The sequence below is a fragment of the Enterobacter sp. CPE_E863 genome, assembly GCF_046521465.1.
GTDB lineage: Bacteria > Pseudomonadota > Gammaproteobacteria > Enterobacterales > Enterobacteriaceae > Enterobacter > Enterobacter adelaidei.
Genome location: NZ_JBKFZX010000001.1, coordinates 4,088,631 through 4,110,237 on the forward strand (window position 1 = coordinate 4,088,631; position 21,607 = coordinate 4,110,237).

The 21,607-nt window shown below is 52.0% G+C and carries 20 protein-coding genes; 19 read left to right on the forward strand and 1 reads right to left on the reverse strand.

Annotation, left to right across the window (positions count from 1 at the left end; genetic code table 11):
* The first annotated feature begins 53 nt into the window (after window positions 1-53).
* The 12 genes from msrP to ACLHV8_RS20140 all read left to right on the forward strand — a co-directional run bounded on the left by msrP (window position 54) and on the right by ACLHV8_RS20140 (window position 11,103).
* Window positions 54-1,055 (forward strand): protein-methionine-sulfoxide reductase catalytic subunit MsrP, encoded by a 1,002-nt coding sequence (gene msrP / locus ACLHV8_RS20085; RefSeq protein ID WP_028016991.1) that lies wholly within the window; start codon window positions 54-56, stop codon window positions 1,053-1,055.
* Window positions 1,056-1,655 (forward strand): protein-methionine-sulfoxide reductase heme-binding subunit MsrQ, encoded by a 600-nt coding sequence (gene msrQ, locus ACLHV8_RS20090; RefSeq protein WP_028016990.1) that lies wholly within the window; start codon window positions 1,056-1,058, stop codon window positions 1,653-1,655.
* A 234-nt stretch (window positions 1,656-1,889) separates the two neighbouring features.
* A complete protein-coding gene (gene aroQ / locus ACLHV8_RS20095) occupies window positions 1,890-2,342 on the forward strand; it encodes a type II 3-dehydroquinate dehydratase (protein ID WP_028016989.1) in 453 nt (150 codons plus the stop codon).
* A gap of 21 nt (window positions 2,343-2,363) precedes the next feature.
* Window positions 2,364-2,825 carry an acetyl-CoA carboxylase biotin carboxyl carrier protein gene (gene accB / locus ACLHV8_RS20100; RefSeq protein WP_010436174.1) on the forward strand — a complete coding sequence of 154 codons (462 nt, stop codon included), beginning with the start codon at window positions 2,364-2,366 and terminating at the stop codon, window positions 2,823-2,825.
* 10 nt (window positions 2,826-2,835) lie between these two features.
* The gene (gene accC / locus ACLHV8_RS20105; protein ID WP_023333644.1) at window positions 2,836-4,185 is read left to right on the forward strand and encodes an acetyl-CoA carboxylase biotin carboxylase subunit; all 1,350 of its coding nucleotides are present in this window, start codon (window positions 2,836-2,838) and stop codon (window positions 4,183-4,185) included.
* A gap of 108 nt (window positions 4,186-4,293) precedes the next feature.
* Complete coding sequence (locus ACLHV8_RS20110) at window positions 4,294-4,536, forward strand: YhdT family protein (protein ID WP_028016988.1); 243 nt, start codon at window positions 4,294-4,296, stop codon at window positions 4,534-4,536.
* Complete coding sequence (gene panF, locus ACLHV8_RS20115) at window positions 4,526-5,977, forward strand: sodium/pantothenate symporter (protein ID WP_028016987.1); 1,452 nt, start codon at window positions 4,526-4,528, stop codon at window positions 5,975-5,977. The genes ACLHV8_RS20110 and panF overlap by 11 nt, the downstream gene beginning before the upstream one ends.
* 11 nt (window positions 5,978-5,988) lie before the next feature.
* Window positions 5,989-6,870, forward strand: a complete 882-nt coding sequence (gene prmA, locus ACLHV8_RS20120) for a 50S ribosomal protein L11 methyltransferase (RefSeq protein ID WP_028016986.1) — start codon at window positions 5,989-5,991, stop codon at window positions 6,868-6,870.
* Window positions 6,871-7,252: 382 nt separating this feature from the next.
* Window positions 7,253-8,218, forward strand: a complete 966-nt coding sequence (gene dusB / locus ACLHV8_RS20125; protein ID WP_014885445.1) for a tRNA dihydrouridine synthase DusB — start codon at window positions 7,253-7,255, stop codon at window positions 8,216-8,218.
* 23 nt (window positions 8,219-8,241) lie between these two features.
* Window positions 8,242-8,538: a DNA-binding transcriptional regulator Fis gene (gene fis, locus ACLHV8_RS20130; protein ID WP_000462905.1), complete on the forward strand. Its 297-nt coding sequence runs from the start codon at window positions 8,242-8,244 to the stop codon at window positions 8,536-8,538.
* A 179-nt stretch (window positions 8,539-8,717) separates the two neighbouring features.
* Complete coding sequence (locus tag ACLHV8_RS20135; protein ID WP_028016985.1) at window positions 8,718-8,882, forward strand: DUF2556 family protein; 165 nt, start codon at window positions 8,718-8,720, stop codon at window positions 8,880-8,882.
* Between the two features lie 139 nt (window positions 8,883-9,021).
* Window positions 9,022-11,103 carry a putative bifunctional diguanylate cyclase/phosphodiesterase gene (locus tag ACLHV8_RS20140; RefSeq protein WP_208594185.1) on the forward strand — a complete coding sequence of 694 codons (2,082 nt, stop codon included), beginning with the start codon at window positions 9,022-9,024 and terminating at the stop codon, window positions 11,101-11,103.
* Here ACLHV8_RS20140 and envR read toward each other — a convergent pair.
* The gene (envR, locus tag ACLHV8_RS20145; protein WP_410377017.1) at window positions 11,019-11,735 is read right to left on the reverse strand and encodes an acrEF/envCD operon transcriptional regulator; all 717 of its coding nucleotides are present in this window, start codon (window positions 11,733-11,735) and stop codon (window positions 11,019-11,021) included. The two genes, ACLHV8_RS20140 and envR, sit on opposite strands and share 85 nt — an antisense overlap.
* 386 nt (window positions 11,736-12,121) lie before the next feature.
* Between envR and ACLHV8_RS20150 the strand changes: the two genes are divergently transcribed.
* The 7 genes from ACLHV8_RS20150 (at window position 12,122) to ACLHV8_RS20180 (ending at window position 21,538) form a co-directional block, all read left to right on the forward strand.
* Window positions 12,122-13,261, forward strand: a complete 1,140-nt coding sequence (locus ACLHV8_RS20150; RefSeq protein ID WP_208594187.1) for an efflux RND transporter periplasmic adaptor subunit — start codon at window positions 12,122-12,124, stop codon at window positions 13,259-13,261.
* Between the two features lie 11 nt (window positions 13,262-13,272).
* Window positions 13,273-16,386, forward strand: coding sequence for an efflux RND transporter permease subunit (locus ACLHV8_RS20155; RefSeq protein ID WP_208594188.1), 3,114 nt, complete (start codon window positions 13,273-13,275; stop codon window positions 16,384-16,386).
* Between the two features lie 302 nt (window positions 16,387-16,688).
* Window positions 16,689-16,910: a lipoprotein gene (locus ACLHV8_RS20160; RefSeq protein ID WP_008502867.1), complete on the forward strand. Its 222-nt coding sequence runs from the start codon at window positions 16,689-16,691 to the stop codon at window positions 16,908-16,910.
* Window positions 16,911-17,384: 474 nt separating this feature from the next.
* Window positions 17,385-18,410, forward strand: coding sequence for an amino acid ABC transporter substrate-binding protein (locus ACLHV8_RS20165; protein ID WP_049007526.1), 1,026 nt, complete (start codon window positions 17,385-17,387; stop codon window positions 18,408-18,410).
* A 67-nt stretch (window positions 18,411-18,477) separates the two neighbouring features.
* On the forward strand, window positions 18,478-19,659 hold the full coding sequence (locus tag ACLHV8_RS20170; protein ID WP_028018576.1) for an amino acid ABC transporter permease: 1,182 nt from the start codon (window positions 18,478-18,480) through the stop codon (window positions 19,657-19,659).
* 9 nt (window positions 19,660-19,668) lie between these two features.
* The gene (locus ACLHV8_RS20175) at window positions 19,669-20,772 is read left to right on the forward strand and encodes an amino acid ABC transporter permease (protein ID WP_410377018.1); all 1,104 of its coding nucleotides are present in this window, start codon (window positions 19,669-19,671) and stop codon (window positions 20,770-20,772) included.
* A 7-nt stretch (window positions 20,773-20,779) separates the two neighbouring features.
* A complete protein-coding gene (locus ACLHV8_RS20180) occupies window positions 20,780-21,538 on the forward strand; it encodes an amino acid ABC transporter ATP-binding protein (protein WP_028018574.1) in 759 nt (252 codons plus the stop codon).
* Window positions 21,539-21,607: the final 69 nt, after the last annotated feature.

Consider the following 21,607-nt stretch of genomic DNA (forward strand, 5'->3'; position numbering starts at 1 on the left):
GCGCGAATCCTTCTCCTCCGTCATGCTTAGAAAAACGCATGACGGAGGATGCCATGAAAAATAGAAAACTGACGGAAGCCGACGTAACGTCTGAATCTGTCTTTATGTTACAGCGCCGCCAGATCCTGAAAATGCTTGGTATCAGCGCTACCGCACTGACGCTTTCCCCAACGGCACACGCCGACCTGCTCGACTGGTTTAAAGGCAACGACAGGCCGAAAGCCCCTTCCGGCGCACCACTCACCTTTACCAAACCGGCCCAGTGGCAAAACACGTTGACGCTCACACCGGAAGATAAAGTCACCGGCTATAACAACTTCTACGAATTCGGCCTCGACAAGGCCGATCCTGCCGCCAATGCGGGAAGCCTCAAAACCGATCCGTGGACGTTGAAAATTGAAGGTGAAGTGGCAAAACCCCTGACGCTGGACCATCACGAACTCACCACCCGCTTCCCGCTCGAAGAGCGTATCTACCGCATGCGGTGTGTGGAAGCCTGGTCGATGGTGGTGCCGTGGATCGGCTTCCCGCTGCATAAACTGCTGGCAATGGCGGAGCCCACCAGCAACGCAAAATATGTCGCTTTCCAGACGCGTTATGCTCCTGACGAGATGCCTGGGCAGAAAGACCGGTTTATCGGCGGCGGGCTTGATTATCCTTATGTAGAAGGGTTACGCCTCGACGAAGCGATGCATCCGCTTACCCTGCTGACCGTTGGCGTTTACGGCAAAGCGCTTCCACCGCAAAACGGTGCCCCCATTCGTTTAACCGTACCGTGGAAATATGGTTTCAAAGGGATTAAATCTATTGTCAGCATTAAGCTCACCCGCGAACGTCCGCCAACCACCTGGAATCTGGCCGCACCGGGCGAATACGGTTTCTTCGCCAATGTGAACCCGCATGTGGATCATCCACGCTGGTCGCAGGCAACCGAGCGTTTTATCGGTTCCGGCGGTGCGCTGGACGTGAAGCGCCAACCGACGCTGCTGTTTAACGGTTATGCGGATGAAGTGGCTTCACTTTACCGTGGTCTCAATTTACGGGAGAACTTCTGAGTGCGTTTAACGGCAAAGCAGATAACCTGGCTGAAAGTGCTGCTCCACTTAGCCGGGTTGCTTCCTTTCATCTGGCTGTTCTGGGCCGTCAGCCAGGGACTCTTTAGTGCCGACCCGGCAAAGGATATCCAGCACTTTACGGGTAGGATGGCTCTGAAATTCTTGCTGGCAACCTTGCTCGTCTCGCCGCTGGCGCGCTACGCTAAACAACCATTATTGATACGAACTCGTCGGCTTTTGGGGCTATGGTGTTTTGCCTGGGCGACGCTGCATCTCACCAGCTACGCCCTACTGGAACTGGGAATTAACAATCTGACACTGCTTGGCCGTGAACTGGTGACGCGTCCTTATCTGACGCTGGGTATCGTGAGCTGGCTGGTTTTACTGGCGCTAGCACTGACATCCACGCAGTATGCGCAGCGAAAACTGGGCAGGCGCTGGCAACTTCTGCACAACTTCGTCTATCTTGTCGCGATCCTCGCACCCATTCATTATCTATGGTCGGTGAAGATCCTCTCGCCCCAGCCAATCCTGTATGCGCTGGCGGCCGTGGCGCTTTTAGCATGGCGTTACAAAAAGTTCCGCCAGTGGTTGCGATAGTTCGCGAAACTGTGCGTTTTCCCGCAGATTACCCGTCAACCGCAAATCTTTTTCGGATAGCGGTTGATAATCTTCCCTGATAAGACCAGTATTTAGCTGCCAAATGCTACGAAATCGTTATAATGTGCGACTTTGGTTCCCCCGACAGCAGGTTTAGGCCTCTGAAAAGGTGACAATTGCGTTTCGAAGGTATATTTTGTTTTTTACCGGAAAATCGCAGGAGATAGCAGCACAATGGCTGATAAATTCCATATCTTAGTTTTAAACGGACCGAACCTGAACATGCTCGGTACCCGCGAGCCTGAGAAGTACGGCACGCTGACATTGGGTGAAATTGTTAACCGTCTGGGAACGGAAGCCGCGTCGCTCAATGTGGATTTGGATCATTTTCAGTCAAACGCGGAGTACGCACTCATCGACCGTATTCATCAGGCTAAAGACAATGTGGACTATATCCTGATCAATCCGGCCGCGTTTACGCACACCAGTGTTGCTATCCGCGACGCACTGCTCGCTGTGAGTATCCCGTTTATCGAGATCCACCTGAGTAACGTGCACGCCCGAGAGCCGTTCCGCCACCATTCGTATCTGTCGGATATCGCTGCCGGCGTTATCTGCGGACTGGGTGCTGACGGCTATTCATACGCTTTACAGACAGCGGTAAAACGCTTGTCACAATCAAACTAAACAAGAGTACGGAACCCACTCATGGATATTCGTAAGATTAAAAAACTGATCGAGCTGGTTGAAGAATCAGGCATCTCCGAACTGGAAATTTCTGAAGGCGAAGAGTCTGTACGCATCAGCCGTGCAGCACCAGCCGCTAGCTTCCCGGTAATGCAGCAAGCTTATGCTGCGCCAGTGCAGCAGCCTGCGCTTTCCGCAGCCGTTGCGCCAGCAGCTGAAGCCGCACCTGCAGCTGCAGCAGAAATCAGTGGTCACATCGTACGTTCCCCAATGGTTGGTACTTTCTACCGCACCCCGAGCCCGGACGCGAAGGCGTTCATCGAAGTGGGTCAGAAAGTCAACGTAGGCGATACCCTGTGCATCGTTGAAGCGATGAAAATGATGAACCAGATCGAAGCAGACAAATCAGGTACTGTGAAAGCGATTCTGGTCGAAAGTGGTCAGCCGGTTGAATTTGACGAGCCGCTGGTCGTCATCGAGTAACGAGGCGAACATGCTGGATAAAATTGTTATCGCCAACCGCGGCGAGATCGCACTGCGTATTCTTCGTGCCTGTAAAGAACTGGGCATCAAGACTGTCGCTGTGCACTCAAGCGCGGATCGCGATTTAAAACACGTATTGCTGGCGGATGAGACGGTCTGTATTGGCCCGGCTCCGTCCGTAAAAAGCTATCTGAACATCCCGGCTATCATCAGCGCCGCTGAAATCACCGGCGCGGTGGCAATTCATCCGGGTTACGGCTTCCTCTCTGAGAATGCCAACTTTGCTGAGCAGGTTGAACGCTCTGGCTTTATCTTCATCGGCCCGAAAGCTGACACCATTCGCCTGATGGGCGACAAAGTGTCTGCCATCACCGCAATGAAAAAAGCCGGTGTTCCAACCGTACCAGGTTCTGACGGCCCTCTGACCGACGATATGGATGCTAACCGTGCTCATGCTAAACGCATTGGCTACCCGGTGATCATCAAGGCGTCCGGCGGCGGCGGCGGTCGCGGTATGCGCGTTGTGCGCAGCGACGCTGAACTGGCTCAGTCCATCTCCATGACCAAAGCTGAAGCGAAAGCCGCTTTCAGCAACGACATGGTGTACATGGAAAAATACCTGGAAAACCCACGCCACATCGAAATTCAGGTGCTGGCTGACGGTCAGGGTAACGCAATCTATCTGGCAGAACGTGACTGTTCCATGCAGCGTCGTCACCAGAAAGTGGTCGAAGAAGCACCCGCACCGGGTATTACCCCGGAACTGCGTCGCTACATCGGCGAGCGTTGCTCCAAGGCGTGTGTCGATATCGGCTATCGCGGTGCAGGTACCTTCGAGTTCCTGTTCGAAAACGGCGAGTTCTACTTCATTGAGATGAACACCCGTATTCAGGTTGAACACCCGGTTACCGAAATGATCACCGGCGTTGACCTGATCAAAGAACAGCTGCGTATCGCTGCAGGCCAGCCGCTGTCCATCAAGCAGGAAGAAGTTGTGGTGAAAGGCCATGCGGTAGAATGCCGTATCAACGCCGAAGACCCGAACACCTTCCTGCCAAGCCCGGGTAAAATCACGCGTTTCCACGCGCCGGGTGGCTTTGGTGTCCGCTGGGAGTCGCATATCTACGCTGGTTACACCGTACCGCCGTACTATGACTCAATGATCGGCAAGCTTATCTGCTACGGCGAAAACCGTGACGTGGCGATTGCCCGCATGAAAAATGCCCTGCAGGAGCTGATCATCGACGGTATCAAAACCAACGTTGATCTGCAGATGCGTATCATGAGCGACGAGCACTTCCAGAATGGTGGAACCAACATCCACTATCTGGAGAAGAAACTCGGTCTGAACGAGAAGTAATACAGCATCTTTGCGAAAAGGCCGGATTATCCGGCCTTTTTTATTTCTGGGGCCTGGAAAGCCTCATCATGTACAATCCCCGCTTTCTTCATCCACAAGGGACAAAAAATGGACAAACGTTTTGTTCAGGCCCATAAAGAAGCGCGCTGGGCGCTGTGGCTGACCCTTCTTTATCTCGCAGCATGGTTAGTAACCGCTTACTTACCAGATTCAACAGCAGGTATTACCGGCCTGCCGCACTGGTTTGAAATGGCGTGCCTGCTGGTACCACTGATTTTCATTCTCCTCAGTTGGTTTATGGTGCGCTTTATCTTCCGCGATTTCCCGCTGGAGGATAGTGATGCAAACTGAAATCATCACCGTGCTGGTTGTCTATTTGATCGTCGTGTTTGGCCTCTCTTTCTATGCCATGCGCAAACGCAGTACCGGATCGTTTCTGAGCGAATATTTCCTCGGCAGCCGTTCGATGGGCGGGTTTGTGCTGGCGATGACGCTGACCGCGACTTACGTGAGCGCCAGTTCGTTTATCGGCGGGCCAGGAGCCGCATACAAATATGGCCTGGGCTGGGTATTACTGGCCATGATTCAGGTGCCCACCATCTGGTTGTCGCTGGGCGTTCTGGGCAAAAAATTTGCCATCCTTGCCCGTCGCTATAACGCCATAACGCTGAACGACATGCTGCAGGCACGTTATCAAAGCCGCGCGGTGGTCTGGATTGCCAGTATCAGCCTGATTGTCGCCTTCGTTGGCGCCATTGCCGTTCAGTTTATTGGCGGCGCGCGCCTGCTGGAAACGGCAGCGGGTATCAAGTACGAGACTGGCTTGCTCATCTTCGGGATCACGATTGCGCTGTACACCGCGTTTGGCGGTTTCCGCGCCAGCGTGCTGAACGACACGATGCAGGGCATGGTGATGTTGATAGGCACTCTGGTGCTGCTGGTTGGCGTCATCTACGCGGCAGGCGGTTTACACAATGCGGTAGAAACGCTTGAGCAGATTGACCCGAAACTGGTCAGCCCCCACGGTGCTGATGATATTCTGACGCCCGCGTTTATGACCTCCTTCTGGGTGCTGGTCTGCTTTGGCGTGATCGGTTTGCCGCACACCGCCGTGCGCTGTATCTCCTATAAAGACAGCAAAGCCGTTCATCGGGGGATTGTGATTGGTACCGTCGTTGTCGCCCTTCTGATGCTGGGTATGCATCTGGCGGGCGCGCTCGGACGGGCCGTATTACCTCACCTGACCGTGCCGGATCAGGTGATCCCAACGCTGATGGTACAGGTTCTGCCGCCGTGGGCCGCCGGGCTGTTCCTTGCGGCACCGATGGCAGCGATCATGTCCAACGTTAACGCGCACCTGCTTCAGGCTTCCGCCACCATCATCAAAGATCTGTGGCTTAGCGCGCGTCCGGCTAAAATGCATAATGAGCAGAAGCTGAAACGAATCTCAACCTGGACCACGCTGGTGCTCGGCATTCTGATGATGCTCGCCGCATGGCGTCCGCCTGAGATGATCATCTGGCTGAACCTGCTGGCATTTGGTGGGCTTGAAGCTGTATTCCTGTGGCCGCTGGTGTTAGGGCTCTACTGGGAACGTGCAAACGCGGCGGGCGCGCTGAGCGGCATGATTGTCGGCGGTGTGCTGTATGCCGTCCTCGCAACGTTTAAGATTCAGTACCTGGGCTTCCATCCGATTGTGCCTTCGTTACTGCTAAGTTTACTGGCGTTTGTGGTGGGAAACCGTTTTGGTCAGCCCGTCCCACAACCCGCTATGATTTCTACTGATAAATAAAGAGTTTTGCCATGCCGTGGATCCAACTAAAACTGAATACAACTGGCGCAAACGCCGAAGAGCTGAGCGATGCGTTGATGGAGGCCGGCTCGGTTTCCATCACCTTCCAGGACACGCATGACACGCCTGTCTTCGAGCCACTGCCGGGCGAAACCCGCCTGTGGGGTGATACCGACGTTATTGGCCTGTTTGATGCCGAAACCGACATGAAAGAAGTCGTCGCAATTCTGGAAAACCATCCTCTGCTCGGCGTGGGTTTTGTGCACAAAATCGAACAGCTGGAAGACAAAGACTGGGAACGCGAGTGGATGGATAACTTCCACCCTATGCAGTTCGGCAAACGTCTGTGGATCTGCCCAAGCTGGCGCGACGTTCCGGATGAGAACGCGGTTAACGTGATGCTTGATCCGGGCCTGGCATTTGGTACCGGCACTCACCCAACCACCTCCCTGTGCCTGCAGTGGCTGGATGGTCTGGATCTGGACGGCAAGACGGTGATCGACTTCGGTTGCGGATCCGGGATCCTGGCCATTGCGGCACTGAAACTGGGTGCAGCAAAAGCCATCGGGATCGATATCGATCCGCAGGCCATTCAGGCCAGCCGTGATAACGCCGAGCGTAACGGTGTCTCCGATCGTCTGGAACTGTATCTGCCGGATGCGCAGCCAGAAGCCATGAAAGCCGATGTGGTGGTCGCAAACATTCTGGCAGGCCCATTACGCGAACTGGCTCCGTTAATCAGCGTGCTGCCCGTTGAGGGCGGTCTGCTTGGACTTTCGGGTATCCTGGCAAGCCAGGCGGACAGCGTTTGCGAAGCCTATGCCGATCTCTTTGCGCTCGACCCGGTGGTGGAGAAAGAAGAGTGGTGTCGTATTACCGGCCGTAAAAAATAAGCCCCGGGCGTGGTCATCAGGCCACGCCTTATCTCGTTTTGCTGCATAAAACCGCCTCCCTCGTCTCTGAATATCTTGTTCTAAAATGAGAGCCAGATCTCAAAGATGGCGGTAAAACTGTTGCTAAAAACAGCAGATTATCCCGCTTCAGCGAGACATTTATTCAGAAATGATGAGAAGTTACGGGAAATTGTAAGCGTACATAAAACAAGCATTATCGCATAACACAATGATTTACATGGTGAATAATTTTTAACAGAGCGATTGAGCGGCGATTCCTTGATCTACAACAGAGGATTGTTCAAAGTTTGGCCTTTCATCTCGTGCGAAAAATGCGTAATATACGCCGCCTTGCAGTCACAGTATGGTCATTTCTTAACTCATGCGCATCGGACACCACCAGCTTAGAAATCGCCTGATCGCAGCCCCTATGGCAGGTATTACAGACCGGCCGTTCAGGACGCTGTGCTATGAGATGGGAGCCGGTTTAACCGTATCCGAGATGATGTCGTCTAACCCGCAGGTATGGGAAAGCGATAAATCCCGCCTTCGGATGGTGCACATTGATGAACCAGGTATCCGCACCGTGCAAATTGCCGGAAGCGTGCCTGAAGAGATGGCAGATGCCGCGCGTATTAACGTGGAAAGTGGTGCCCAGATTATTGATATCAATATGGGTTGCCCGGCCAAAAAAGTGAATCGCAAGCTTGCAGGTTCAGCCCTTCTGCAATACCCCGACCAGGTGAAATCTATCCTGACGGCGGTTGTCAGCGCAGTGGACGTTCCTGTTACGTTGAAGATTCGCACGGGTTGGTCGCCGGAACACCGTAACTGTGTAGAGATTGCCCAACTGGCCGAAGACTGTGGCATTCAGGCCCTGACCATTCATGGACGCACTCGCGCCTGTTTGTTCAATGGTGAAGCTGAATACGACAGCATTCGGGCAGTTAAGCAGAAAGTTTCCATTCCGATTATCGCGAATGGCGACATAACTGACCCGCTTAAAGCCAGGGCTGTACTCGACTATACGGGAGCTGATGCTCTGATGATAGGACGTGCAGCTCAGGGAAGACCCTGGATCTTCCGGGAAATCCAGCATTATCTGGACACTGGGGAGCTGCTTGCCCCGCTGCCTCTGGCAGAGGTTAAGCGCTTGCTTTGTTCGCATGTTCGGGAACTGCATGACCACTACGGTCAGGCAAAAGGGTACCGAATTGCGCGTAAACACGTCTCCTGGTATCTCCAGGAGCACGCTCCAGATGACCAGTTTCGGCGCACATTCAACGCCATAGAGGATGCCAGCGAACAGCTGGAGGCGTTGGAGGCATACTTCGAAAATCTTGCGTAATGAAATAAAGAGCTGACAGAACTATGTTCGAACAACGCGTAAATTCTGACGTACTGACCGTTTCTACCGTTAACTCTCAGGACCAGGTAACTCAAAAGCCCCTGCGTGACTCGGTTAAACAGGCACTGAAGAACTATTTTGCTCAACTGAACGGTCAGGATGTTAATGACCTGTATGAGCTGGTACTGGCTGAAGTTGAACAGCCACTGTTGGACATGGTGATGCAATACACCCGCGGTAACCAAACCCGCGCTGCGCTGATGATGGGTATCAACCGTGGTACTCTGCGTAAGAAACTGAAAAAATACGGCATGAACTAATTCCGATTAGCGAAATGCATGTTTAAAAAGGCGCTACCTGGCATGGGGATGCGCCTTTTTTATTGCCCGCACCTGTGACCGTCAATGCTTTGTAAACCTTCACTTATCCCGCTTTTAAACCGCGACGTTTCGTGTATATTTCCACCACATTACTGACTCTCTTCTCGCGGAATGACACAATGATTCGTAAATACTGGTGGCTGGTTGTCTTCGCAATCTCCATTTTCATTTTCGATGCACTCCTGATGCAGTGGATTGAACTGATGAGCACCGAAACCGATAAGTGTCGCAATATGAACTCCGTCAATCCGCTGAAATTAGTGAACTGTTCAGAACTCGACTAAGCCTCTTTCCCCGCCAGCCTCCCTGTTATTACACACTAAAAACAGGGATTTAAATCCCTTTGAGCCATTACTTTCCGATGATAATGTCTCGCCCTTCTCAACCGCTCTGGCGTAACGTCAAACTCGAGTAGAACCGACCATGCTGGTTAGCCAATACAACCATATCCTTGTAGTCCTCTCCTTTGTTGTTGCTATCCTTGCCGCGTATACCGCGCTGAATATGGCCGCGCGCGTTGCCGGGAGCCAGGGTGTCGCAGCCCGTATCTGGCTGGCTGGTGGCGGGATTGCCATGGGTATTGGCGTGTGGGCGATGCATTTCATCGGCATGCTGGCGATGGACCTCTCCATGAGCATGAGTTACAACGCCAATCTGACGGTGTTATCCATGATCATAGCGGTGGGTTCGTCACTGTTTGCTCTATGGCTCGTCAGCTGCGAGCGATTGCGTTTACGCCGTCTATTGCCCGGGGCGTTAGTGATGGGAAGTGGCATCGTGGCCATGCATTACACCGGTATGGCAGCGCTGGAGGTCACACCGGGTATTATCTGGGACAAGCTATGGGTCGCCATTTCGGTCGCCATTGCACTTGCCGCTTCACTCGCGGCATTGTGGCTGACGTTCCGCTTGCGCCAGGAAGCCGCTCAGGTCGTACTGATGCGCATGGGTGCTGCCATCACCATGGGGATTGCCATTGCCGGTATGCACTACGCCGGAATGAAAGCCGCACAGTTTCCAATGTCGACGATGGTGCACCATGACGGCATTAACGGGAGCTGGCTGGCGGTGCTGGTCAGCGTTGTTGCTCTCTCTATTCTTGGGATCAGCCTGCTGGTGTCGATGCTGGATGCCCGCCTTCAGGCACGTACCGCCCTTCTTGCCTCATCGCTTGCAGAGGCTAACCGGGAACTCGCGCAGCTGGCGCTGCAAGATACGCTAACGCGTCTGCCCAATCGTGTACTGCTGGAAGACCGACTCGATCAGGCCATCTGCAAAGCCGCTCGTGAAGGCAGCAATTTTGCCTTGATGTTCATGGATCTTGACGGTTTTAAAGCCATCAATGACGCCTACGGCCATGATATCGGTGACAAGCTGCTGGTCGCCGTGACGCAGCGTCTGTTGCTTCCCCTGAAAGGCCAGTTCACCCTTGCACGTATCGGTGGTGATGAGTTTGTTCTGCTTGCAGAAGGAGAAGGTCCGGACGATGCGGCTTCTCTGGCAAACTCACTGGTTCACGCGATAGATAGCCCGTTCAATCTCGATCCCTATGAACTGATGGTGACACTCAGCATTGGTATCGCATTGTATCCTCACGACGGCAAAACCGAGCGTGAGCTGATGTTTAATGCGGATGCAGCGATGTACCACACCAAACATATGGGACGAAATGGCTACCACTTCTTCCAGCCCTCCATGAACACTCTGGCGCAGACCCATCTCCAGTTAATGAACGACCTGTGGATGGCTATTAATCGTGATGAGCTCCGCCTTGTTTATCAGCCAAAATTTCACGCGCCAGCTGGCCCTGTCCTCGGTTTCGAGGCGTTACTGCGCTGGCAACACCCGAAACAAGGATTACTGACGCCAGACCTTTTTCTGCCGCTGGCGGAAAAAACGGGGCTCATCATTCCCATCGGTAACTGGGTAATCAATGAAGCCTGTCGCCAGTTGAGGGAATGGCATCTTCAGGGCCATCAAAGCTGGTCGATGGCCGTAAACCTCTCGACATTGCAGTTTGAACAACCGTCACTGGTAAAAACCGTTCTCGACTGTCTGGCGCACCACAATGTGCCACCGGAAAAGTTGATCCTCGAAGTGACGGAAACCACGGCAATGAGTAACCCGGATGAGAGTGTACGTGTGTTGACGGAGCTGACCGATGCGGGTGTGAAAGCCTCCATTGATGACTTTGGTACCGGATATTCGAGCCTGCTGTATCTCAAGCGTTTACCGGCCTGTGAATTGAAGATCGACAAAGCATTTGTGAAAGAGTTAAGTGGGGAAAGCGGAGATGCAACCATTGTCTCGGCGATTGTGGCTCTCGCAAAAACACTCAACCTGAAAGTCGTGGCTGAAGGTGTAGAAACCGAAGCACAGCAAACCTTTTTGACAGAGCTAGGCTGTAACACCCTTCAGGGTTATCTGTTAGGTAAACCTGTCAGCGCACAGACCATAGAGGCGCTTTGTGCCAGGGGAGAAATGTTACCTGACGCTGAGCAGTAAGCATCATCGGGCGATACTCGGATGACAGGGAGTGTCGCCAGAATGCTATCGACCAGTGCCGGAGCCTGCTGATATAGATTAAAACTGTCGTTATTCATTAACCAGTTTTTAATTATTCCGCTAAAAAAACCGTGAAATACAATCAAAGTAAGATCAACATTTACCTGTGCCGAAATGTTTTTTCGCGCAATACATGCCTCCAGCGTGGCACGTAAATAGTCATAATTGAATCCAATGCGCTTTCTGATTTCACTCTCTTGAGTCATATCATTGCTGAATTCACACTTATGATACAAAATTTGTAAAAGTGCACATTGTCGGGGCTCACGCGCAATATATTGCAATGTAGTAATAAATTGCTCACGAAGTATTAACAACGGATCATCATTTTCAGAAACAGAAAGTCTGTCGCGAATAATGTCCCGAAGTGGTAATTGCTGTTCCCAGATGGCATTAAATATTTCTGATTTACTGGTAAAGTGCCAGTAGATCGCACCGCGCGTAACCTTAGCAGCATCAGCGATATCCGTCAGCGTCGTGTTGGCCACGCCACGCATCGCAAACTGTTCAATAGCCGCTTCGATCAGCTGCTGTCGGGTTTGTTGAGCCTCTTCTTTCTTTTTACGCGCCATAGATAACTACTCGTTACTCACAAGATTTGTACGTCATACCGGGTTCAGTTGAAGGAAAGTATTCACCAAAATCAGTTTTAATTTTGCACAAAAAAAGTCAATTAACTTAATTTATAATTAAGGTAAATACATAAGCACAATTAAATTCACCAAATGAATAGCATGAGAAATTAAACTCTATTTATCTGATTAACACGCCAGAAGTATAACGCTGATTACACCGGGTCTGATTCTGATTTTTCCAACATAGTTGGTCATTCTCACTTATAAATTAAAAAACATTAAATACCCTCATTATTATACGCAGCTACATTTTATTTTTATCCCTCTGCCCCAGCTACCGAGCCACGGCAAATATCGGTTAATGGGTATTTAAAGGAACAGTAATGACAAATCATTTCAGACGCTTACCCTTATCCGGTTTCATTGTCTGTGCGGTACTGCTCACTGGATGCGATGGACAGGAAAATCATCAACAACATCCACAGGCACCTCAGGTCAGCGTCCATATAGTGAAAAGCGCCCCTCTGGCTGTCACCACTGAACTCCCGGGCAGAACAGATGCATTTCGCGTTGCGGAGGTTCGCCCGCAGGTTAGCGGCATAATCCTCCGTCGCAATTTCACGGAAGGGAGCGATGTTAAAGCAGGTGAGTCACTTTACCAGATTGATCCCGCGACCTGGCAGGCGGCCTATGACAACGCCAAAGCCGAACTGTTGAAGTCTCAGGCAGCAGCGAATATCGCGCATCTGACGGTGAAGCGTTATCTCCCGCTGGTTGGCACACAATATGTGAGCAAACAGGAATACGATCAGGCAGTGGCGGCGGCTCAACAGGCAGACGCCAGCGTTGCCGCCGCCCAGGCAGGTGTGGAATCTGCACGTATCAATCTTGCCTATACCAAAGTGACGTCACCTGTCGCTGGTCGCATCGGTAAATCCAGCGTAACCGAGGGAGCGCTTGTTACGAGCGGACAGGCCACCGCACTGGCAACAGTCCAGCAGCTTGATCCGATTTATGTCGATGTCACACAGTCCAGCAATGATTTCATGCGACTGAAACAGACCAGCCTGCAGAAAGGCGATGCCACCAGCACCGTTGAGTTGCTGATGGAGAATGGTCAGCCCTATCCGCTGAAAGGCACATTGCAATTCTCTGATGTTACCGTCGACGAAAGTACCGGTTCGATTACTCTGCGTGCCATTTTCCCTAATCCTCAACACCTGCTGTTACCCGGTATGTTTGTTCGCGCCCGTATTGATGAAGGCATACAACCGGATGCCATTCTGGTTCCACAACAAGGTGTGACACGCACACCACAGGGCGACGCTACCGTACTGCTGGTTAACGACAAAAACCAGGTGGAGTCGCGTACCGTTGTTGCGCCTCAGGCGATTGGCGATCGGTGGCTGGTGACAGGAGGTTTAAAAAACGGTGACCGTGTGATTGTCAGCGGTTTACAGAAAGTCAGACCGGGGGCTACCGTCGTCGCCACGCCGGATACCACCACGACACCAGCCGGTTAAGGGACGACGACATGGCTAATTTCTTTATTCAGAGGCCTGTTTTCGCCTGGGTACTTGCCATCATTTTGATGATTGCAGGCGGGCTGGCCATTCTCAAACTTCCCGTCGCACAGTATCCGACCATCGCCCCTCCCGCCGTGGCCATATCCGCAACTTACCCGGGAGCAGATGCTCAAACGGTGCAGGATACCGTGACCCAGGTTATCGAACAGAACATGAACGGTATTGATAACCTGATGTATATGTCCTCCACCAGCGATTCAGCGGGTAACGTCACTATCACCCTGACTTTCCAGTCAGGAACCGATCCGGACATCGCCCAGGTGCAGGTACAAAACAAGCTGCAGCTCGCCATGCCGCTGCTGCCGCAAGAGGTGCAGCAGCAAGGGATTGGCGTGGAGAAATCCAGCAGCAGCTTCCTGCTGGTCGCCGGTTTTGTATCAGACAATAAAAACCTTACGCAGAATGACATCTCCGACTATGTCGCTTCGAACGTCAAAGATGCCATCAGCCGAACGTCTGGTGTCGGTGACGTGCAGCTGTTTGGCGCCCAATATGCGATGCGCATCTGGCTCGACAGCAATGCGATGAACAAATACCAGCTGACGCCGCTGGATATTATCAACCAGTTGAAAACGCAGAACGACCAGATAGCGGCAGGCCAGTTGGGCGGGACGCCATCCATCCCAGGACAGCAGTTGAATGCCTCGATCATCGCACAAACCCGTCTGAAATCACCGGAAGAGTTTGGCCGCGTGACGCTCAAGGTGAACCAGGACGGTTCCATGGTTCACCTGAAGGACGTGGCTCGCATTGAACTGGGTGGCGAAAACTACAATATGGTGACCAAAATCAACGGGCAGGCGGCAACAGGTCTGGGGATTAAACTGGCAACCGGGGCAAACGCGCTGGATACGGCAGCAGCCATCAAGAGCAAACTGGCGCAGTTGCAACAATTCTTCCCGCAAGGTCTGAAGGTTGTCTACCCGTATGACACCACGCCGTTTGTGAAAATCTCCATCCACGAAGTGGTGAAGACCCTGTTTGAAGCGATCGTTCTCGTCTTCCTGGTCATGTACCTGTTCCTGCAAAACCTGCGGGCGACGCTCATCCCGACTATCGCGGTGCCGGTCGTCCTGCTGGGCACTTTTGCGGTGCTGGCAGCATTCGGCTTCTCAATCAATACCCTCACGATGTTCGGGATGGTGCTGGCGATAGGTCTGCTGGTTGATGACGCTATCGTGGTTGTCGAGAACGTTGAACGTGTCATGGTTGAGGACAAACTGCCGCCAAAAGAGGCAACGCAGAAATCAATGGGGCAGATCCAGGGGGCACTGGTGGGTATAGCCATGGTGCTCTCGGCGGTCTTTATTCCAATGGCCTTTTTTGGTGGCTCGACGGGGGCGATCTATCGCCAGTTCTCACTGACTATCGTTTCGGCGATGGCGCTGTCTGTGCTTGTCGCGCTGATCCTTACGCCAGCGCTGTGTGCAACATTGCTTAAGCCAGTCTCCAGCGGCCACCATGAAAAAAAAGGGGGCTTCTTTGGCTGGTTTAATGCGCGCTTTGATCAGAGCGTGGAACACTACAGCAACAGCGTGAGCGGTATTTTGCGTAAGACCGGGCGCTATCTGGTGGTGTACGTCATTATTGTCGGTGGGATGGCGGTGCTCTTCCTGCGTTTACCCACCTCCTTCCTGCCCGAAGAGGATCAGGGGGTGTTTATGACGATGGTTCAACTCCCGGCAGGTGCGACCCAGACGCGGACTCAGCAGGTTCTCGATCAGGTTCAGGACTACTATCTGAACAAAGAGAAGGCAAATGTTGAGTCCGTCTTTACCGTTAACGGCTTTAGCTTCAGCGGCCAGGGTCAGAACTCCGGTATTGCGTTCGTCAGCCTGAAGCCCTGGGAGGAGCGCCCGGGGGAGAAAAATGGCGTCGAGGCCATTGTCGGTCGCGCGACGAAAGCCTTCAGTCAGATTAAAGACGGCCTTGTGTTCCCGTTTAACCTGCCTGCCATTATTGAGTTAGGTACCGCAACGGGCTTCGACTTTGAGTTGATTGATCAGGCTAACCTGGGGCATACCCAACTGACACAGGCACGCAATCAACTTCTCGGCATGGTGAAAGAGCACCCTGACCTGCTGGTGCGCGTGCGTCCTAACGGTCTGGAAGATACCCCTCAGTTCAAACTGGATGTTGACCAGGAGAAAGCCCAGGCGTTAGGTGTCAGCCTTTCTGACGTTAACCAGACGATCTCGACTGCGTTGGGTGGCACCTATGTGAACGACTTTATCGATCATGGTCGCGTGAAAAAGGTTTACGTGCAGGCCGATGCCCGATTCCGTATGTTGCCAGGGGACATTAACAGCCTCTACGTACGCAGCGCGAATGGGGAAATGGTCCCGTTCTCAGCCTTTAGCAACGCTCACTGGGTGTATGGTTCGCCTCGCCTGGAACGCTATAACGGGATGCCTTCCATGGAGATTCTTGGTGAGTCGGCACCGGGTAAAAGTACCGGTGAAGCGATGGCTATGATGGAGAGCCTCGCGGCAAAACTGCCTTCCGGCATCGGCTATGACTGGACGGGAATGTCATACCAGGAGCGGCTTTCCGGTAACCAGGCGCCTGCGCTATACGCCATTTCACTGATCGTGGTGTTCCTGTGTCTGGCAGCCCTGTACGAAAGCTGGTCCATTCCCTTCTCCGTCATGCTGGTAGTGCCGCTGGGTGTCATTGGTGCACTTCTCGCAGCATCATTGCGTGGGCTAAACAATGACGTCTATTTCCAGGTCGGCCTGCTGACGACGATCGGTTTATCGGCGAAAAACGCCATTCTGATCGTCGAATTTGCTAAAGACCTGATGGATAAAGAAGGTAAAGGCCTCATTGAAGCCACGCTGGAAGCCTCAAGAATGCGCCTTCGACCGATTCTGATGACGTCCCTTGCCTTTATTCTGGGTGTCATGCCGCTGGTGATCAGCACCGGGGCCGGGAGCGGCGCGCAAAATGCCGTCGGTACGGGCGTTATGGGAGGTATGCTTTCTGCAACCCTTCTGGCGATTTTCTTCGTGCCGGTCTTCTTTGTGGTTGTCCGGCGAAGATTTACTCGCCATAAGGATTAATGTTTCCCTGAAAGGCACCTCTGGTGCCTTTTTTATTTTTAACGTAAACAATGAATTAGGCATTAAAAAATAACCCTCTAAAAAAACGGTTATTTGCATTAAGTAAAAACAGCTTCTTGCAACTCCACAATCCCTCCATTAATTCACCTTGAAAATGACTTTTCTCCACGATTTTTACAAACTACATAATTTGAGATTATTCCTCGTGTAACGAGGGCTTACCCTGGTGGTAAAATAACCTCCAGTTCGTTAATAGCCCTCCTAGCTTTATAGCGGATGAGAAATAATACTGAGGTAACATCATGAAAAGATTCATTTCCGTTGCACTACTCGCTGCGCTGCTTGCTGGTTGCGCGCACGATTCTCCATGTGTACCGGTTTACGACGACCAGGGCCGACTGGTTCATACCAATACCTGTATGAAAGGCACCACCCAGGATAACTGGGAAACAGCAGGCGCTATCGCCGGCGGTGCTGCCGCAGTCGCGGGCTTGACGCTGGGTATTGTTGCCCTGACGAAGTAACATCTGTTCAAAAAGCGCGGCCAAAGCCGCGCTTTTGCTTTTAATTAGTGCACTATTTTCAAATAAGTAAAAAAATAGCCCTGTATTTATCCTCGCGATTAATTCAAGCCTGAAGGCAATCACATCTTTTTAGTGAATCCATTTAAATTGCACACCCTATCGTGATGATTTTCACATATTAATAGCATTTAATACCCTGCCAATATTCACCCATGAAACTATCTACTCTTCCAATCCAAATAGCATTGAAACTTTTGCTCCGATTTGTGGCACAGGTTGTAATTTTGCACCGTTTCGGGGCGCTCGTTTTATTTAAGCCTGTCTACACTCAGCATTAAGCGTTCACTCGTCTCTTATTTTGTCGAACGCAAAACTGGCATTACGTTTGCTTTATAAACGTTGGCCAAAGCCACAGACAGGTAAAGCGTTTAAAAACGCCTCTATAACGATAAATTTCGCCACACAGGATGCATTATGAAAAAGACGATGATAGCCAGCATGGCCGCTGCAGGCATGATGTTTGCCGTAGCCGGTCAAGCCCATGCGGGAACGACACTGGATGCCGTTAAAAAGAAAGGTTTTGTTCAATGTGGTATCAGTGACGGTTTGCCTGGCTTCTCTTATGCCGATGCTAATGGCAAATTTACCGGGATTGATGTGGATGTCTGCCGTGGCGTCGCCGCCGCCGTTTTTGGCGATGACAGCAAAGTAAAATATACCCCGCTGACGGCGAAAGAACGCTTTACGGCGCTGCAGTCCGGCGAGGTCGACATGCTCTCCCGCAATACGACCTGGACCTCTTCCCGTGATGCAGGTATGGGCATGTCATTTACCGGTGTAACCTATTATGACGGCATCGGCTTCCTTACCCACAATAAAGCTGGCCTGAAAAGCGCGAAGGAACTGGATGGTGCCACGGTTTGTATTCAGGCGGGCACCGATACCGAGCTGAACGTCGCGGATTATTTCAAAGCCAATAACATGAAATACACCCCTGTCACATTTGACCGCTCCGATGAATCAGCTAAAGCGCTGGAATCTGGTCGTTGTGACACACTGGCCTCTGACCAGTCACAGCTGTATGCGTTACGTATTAAGCTGAGCAATCCAGCGGAGTGGATTGTCCTGCCGGAAGTGATCTCGAAAGAACCTCTTGGACCGGTTGTCCGCCGTGGCGATGAAGACTGGTTCTCCATCGTTCGCTGGACGCTGTTTGCCATGCTGAATGCGGAAGAAATGGGCATCAACTCGAAAAACGTCGATGAGAAAGCGGCTAAACCATCCAACCCGGATATGGCACACCTGCTTGGTACAGAAGGTGATTTCGGCAAGGATCTGAAGCTGGATAACAAGTGGGCCTACAACATCATCAAACAGGTGGGCAACTACTCTGAGATCTTTGAACGCAACGTGGGATCGGAAAGCCCGCTGAAGATCAAACGCGGCCAGAACAATCTCTGGAACAACGGCGGTATTCAGTACGCGCCACCTGTACGTTAAGTCATAGCTGTAACGGGCACTGTTTCGGCAGTGCCCACTCCAGAGTCATGGTTACTGAGGTTTCTTTATGTCCCATCGCCGCTCAGCCGTAAAAGGATCGCTATCCTTTTCTCATCCCGCGGTCCGCGCCTGGCTATTCCAGATTATTGCTATTGTTGCGGTTGTTCTCATCGCCGTGTATCTCATCCATAACACCATCACCAACCTGAATAACCGCGGTATTACCTCCGGTTTTGCGTTTTTAGATCGCAGCGCGGGGTTTGGCATTGTTCAGCACCTTATTGATTACCAGGAAGGTGACACGTACGGACGCGTGTTCGTGGTCGGTTTACTGAATACGCTGTTGGTATCGGCGCTTTGTATCGTCTTCGCGTCGATACTGGGCTTCTTTATTGGTCTGGCGCGTCTTTCTGAAAACTGGCTACTGCGGAAGCTTTCAACTGTCTACATCGAGACGTTCCGCAATATCCCCCCGTTGCTGCAGATTTTCTTCTGGTATTTCGCCGTACTGCGTAACCTTCCCGGTCCCCGCCAGGCCGTTGACGCGTTTGATCTGTTTTTCCTGAGTAACCGAGGGTTGTCTATTCCTTCACCTCTGCCAGGCGAAGGACTTTACGCTTTCATTGGCGCGATAGTGATAGCGCTTGCCCTTTCTGTTGCAGTATTCCGCTTTAACCGCAAGCATCAGATCAAAACCGGCCAGCTTCGTAAAACCTGGCCAACGGCTGCTGCCTTGGTTATCGGCCTGCCGCTTTTGACACACTGGCTCTTTGGTGCCGCACTACACTGGGATGTTCCACATCTGCGTGGTTTTAACTTTCAGGGCGGGATGGTATTGATCCCTGAACTGGCATCCCTGACGCTGGCACTTTCGATTTATACGTCCGCATTTATCGCTGAGATTATCCGTTCAGGGATCCAGGCCGTACCGCATGGACAACACGAGGCAGCACGCTCTCTGGGGTTGCCCCATACCGTGACGCTTCGCCAGGTCATCATACCTCAGGCATTAAGGGTCATCATTCCACCCCTGACCAGCCAGTACCTCAACATTGTCAAAAACTCATCGCTGGCCGCTGCCATTGGTTACCCCGATATGGTGTCACTGTTCGCTGGAACCGTGCTTAACCAGACAGGGCAAGCCATTGAAACCATCGCCATCACCATGTCTGTCTATCTGATCATCAGCCTGGTGATTTCATTGCTGATGAACCTCTATAACCGTCGTATAGCACTGGTCGAGCGCTAAGGAACTATGATGACAAAAGCGATACTGTCGCACTCCTCGCGCCCTGCCCACTCGACAGGTGGACGTTTCATTCTCTGGGCGCGTAAGAATCTGTTCTCCAGCTGGAGTAACAGCCTGTTGACGATTGTCTGCCTGTGGCTCATGTGGGAATTGATTCCTCCACTGCTGAACTGGGCGTTTTTACAGGCCAATTGGGTCGGTTCAACCCGTGCAGACTGCACAAAATCCGGTGCCTGCTGGGTGTTTATTCATGAGCGTTTCGGGCAATTCATGTATGGATTGTATCCGCACGAACAGCGCTGGCGGATTAATCTGGCGCTGGTTATTGGCCTGCTATCAATCGCTATCATGTTCTGGAAAAAGCTGCCTCATCGTGGACGCTATATTGCCGTCTGGGCCGTGGTCTATCCGATTATTGTCTGGGTGCTGTTGTATGGCGGTTTCCTGGGGCTGGAACGCGTTGAAACCCGCCAGTGGGGCGGTCTAACGTTAACGCTAATTATCGCTTCAGTGGGAATAGCCGGTGCTCTGCCGTGGGGGATTTTACTTGCCCTGGGACGGCGTTCAAAAATGCCTGTCGTGCGTGTCCTTTCCGTTATCTTCATTGAGTTCTGGCGCGGTGTACCGCTCATTACCGTTCTGTTTATGTCGTCGGTCATGCTACCGCTGTTTATGGCAGAAGGTACAACGATCGACAAACTGATCCGCGCCCTGGTCGGTGTGATTCTCTTCCAGTCCGCCTATGTCACTGAAGTTGTGCGCGGTGGTCTGCAGGCGTTGCCTAAAGGCCAGTACGAAGCAGCGGAATCACTGGCGCTCGGTTACTGGAAAACGCAGGGGCTGGTCATTCTTCCCCAGGCACTCAAGCTGGTTATCCCGGGTCTGGTTAACACGATCATTGCCCTCTTCAAAGATACCAGTCTGGTAATCATTATCGGATTGTTCGATCTCTTTAGCAGCGTGCAGCAGGCCACCGTGGACCCCGTCTGGTTGGGAATGTCCACCGAAGGATATGTCTTTGCTGCCCTAATCTACTGGATCTTTTGTTTTAGCATGTCGCGCTATAGCCAGCATCTGGAAAAGCGCTTTAACACCGGGCGTACACCGCACTGAGGAAATTATGAGCCAAATTACTATGACACCCGCCGACGCGATGATTACGCTGGAAGACGTAAATAAATGGTACGGACAGTTTCATGTCCTGAAAGACATCAACCTGAAGGTTAAACAGGGCGAACGCATCGTACTTTGTGGACCTTCAGGTTCAGGTAAATCCACGACAATTCGCTGTATTAACCATCTGGAAGAACATCAACAGGGACGCATTGTGGTTGATGGTATTGAGCTGAATGAAGATATCCGCAATATCGAACGTGTTCGTCAGGAAGTAGGAATGGTGTTTCAACACTTTAATTTGTTCCCACATCTGACCGTCCTGCAGAACTGCACGCTGGCACCAATCTGGGTTCAAAAGTTGCCCAAAAAGGAGGCCGAAGCACTGGCGATGCACTATCTGGAACGCGTCCGCATTGCAGAGCATGCCAATAAATTTCCAGGCCAGATATCGGGTGGTCAACAGCAGCGTGTGGCTATCGCCCGCTCGCTTTGTATGAAGCCTAAAATCATGCTGTTTGATGAACCTACCTCAGCACTGGATCCTGAAATGGTGAAGGAAGTCCTGGATACTATGATTGGGCTGGCACAATCCGGGATGACCATGTTGTGCGTGACACATGAAATGGGATTTGCCAGAACCGTAGCAGATCGGGTGATCTTCATGGATCGTGGCGAGATTGTCGAGCAGGCACCACCAGATGAATTCTTTGCTCATCCGAAGTCAGAACGCACACGGACCTTCTTGTCGCAGGTGATTCATTAGTCGTTTTCTCTGCCGGGTGGGGGTTGCGCCTTGCCCGGCCTACCGTTTTTTCTGCACATAAACGCAAAA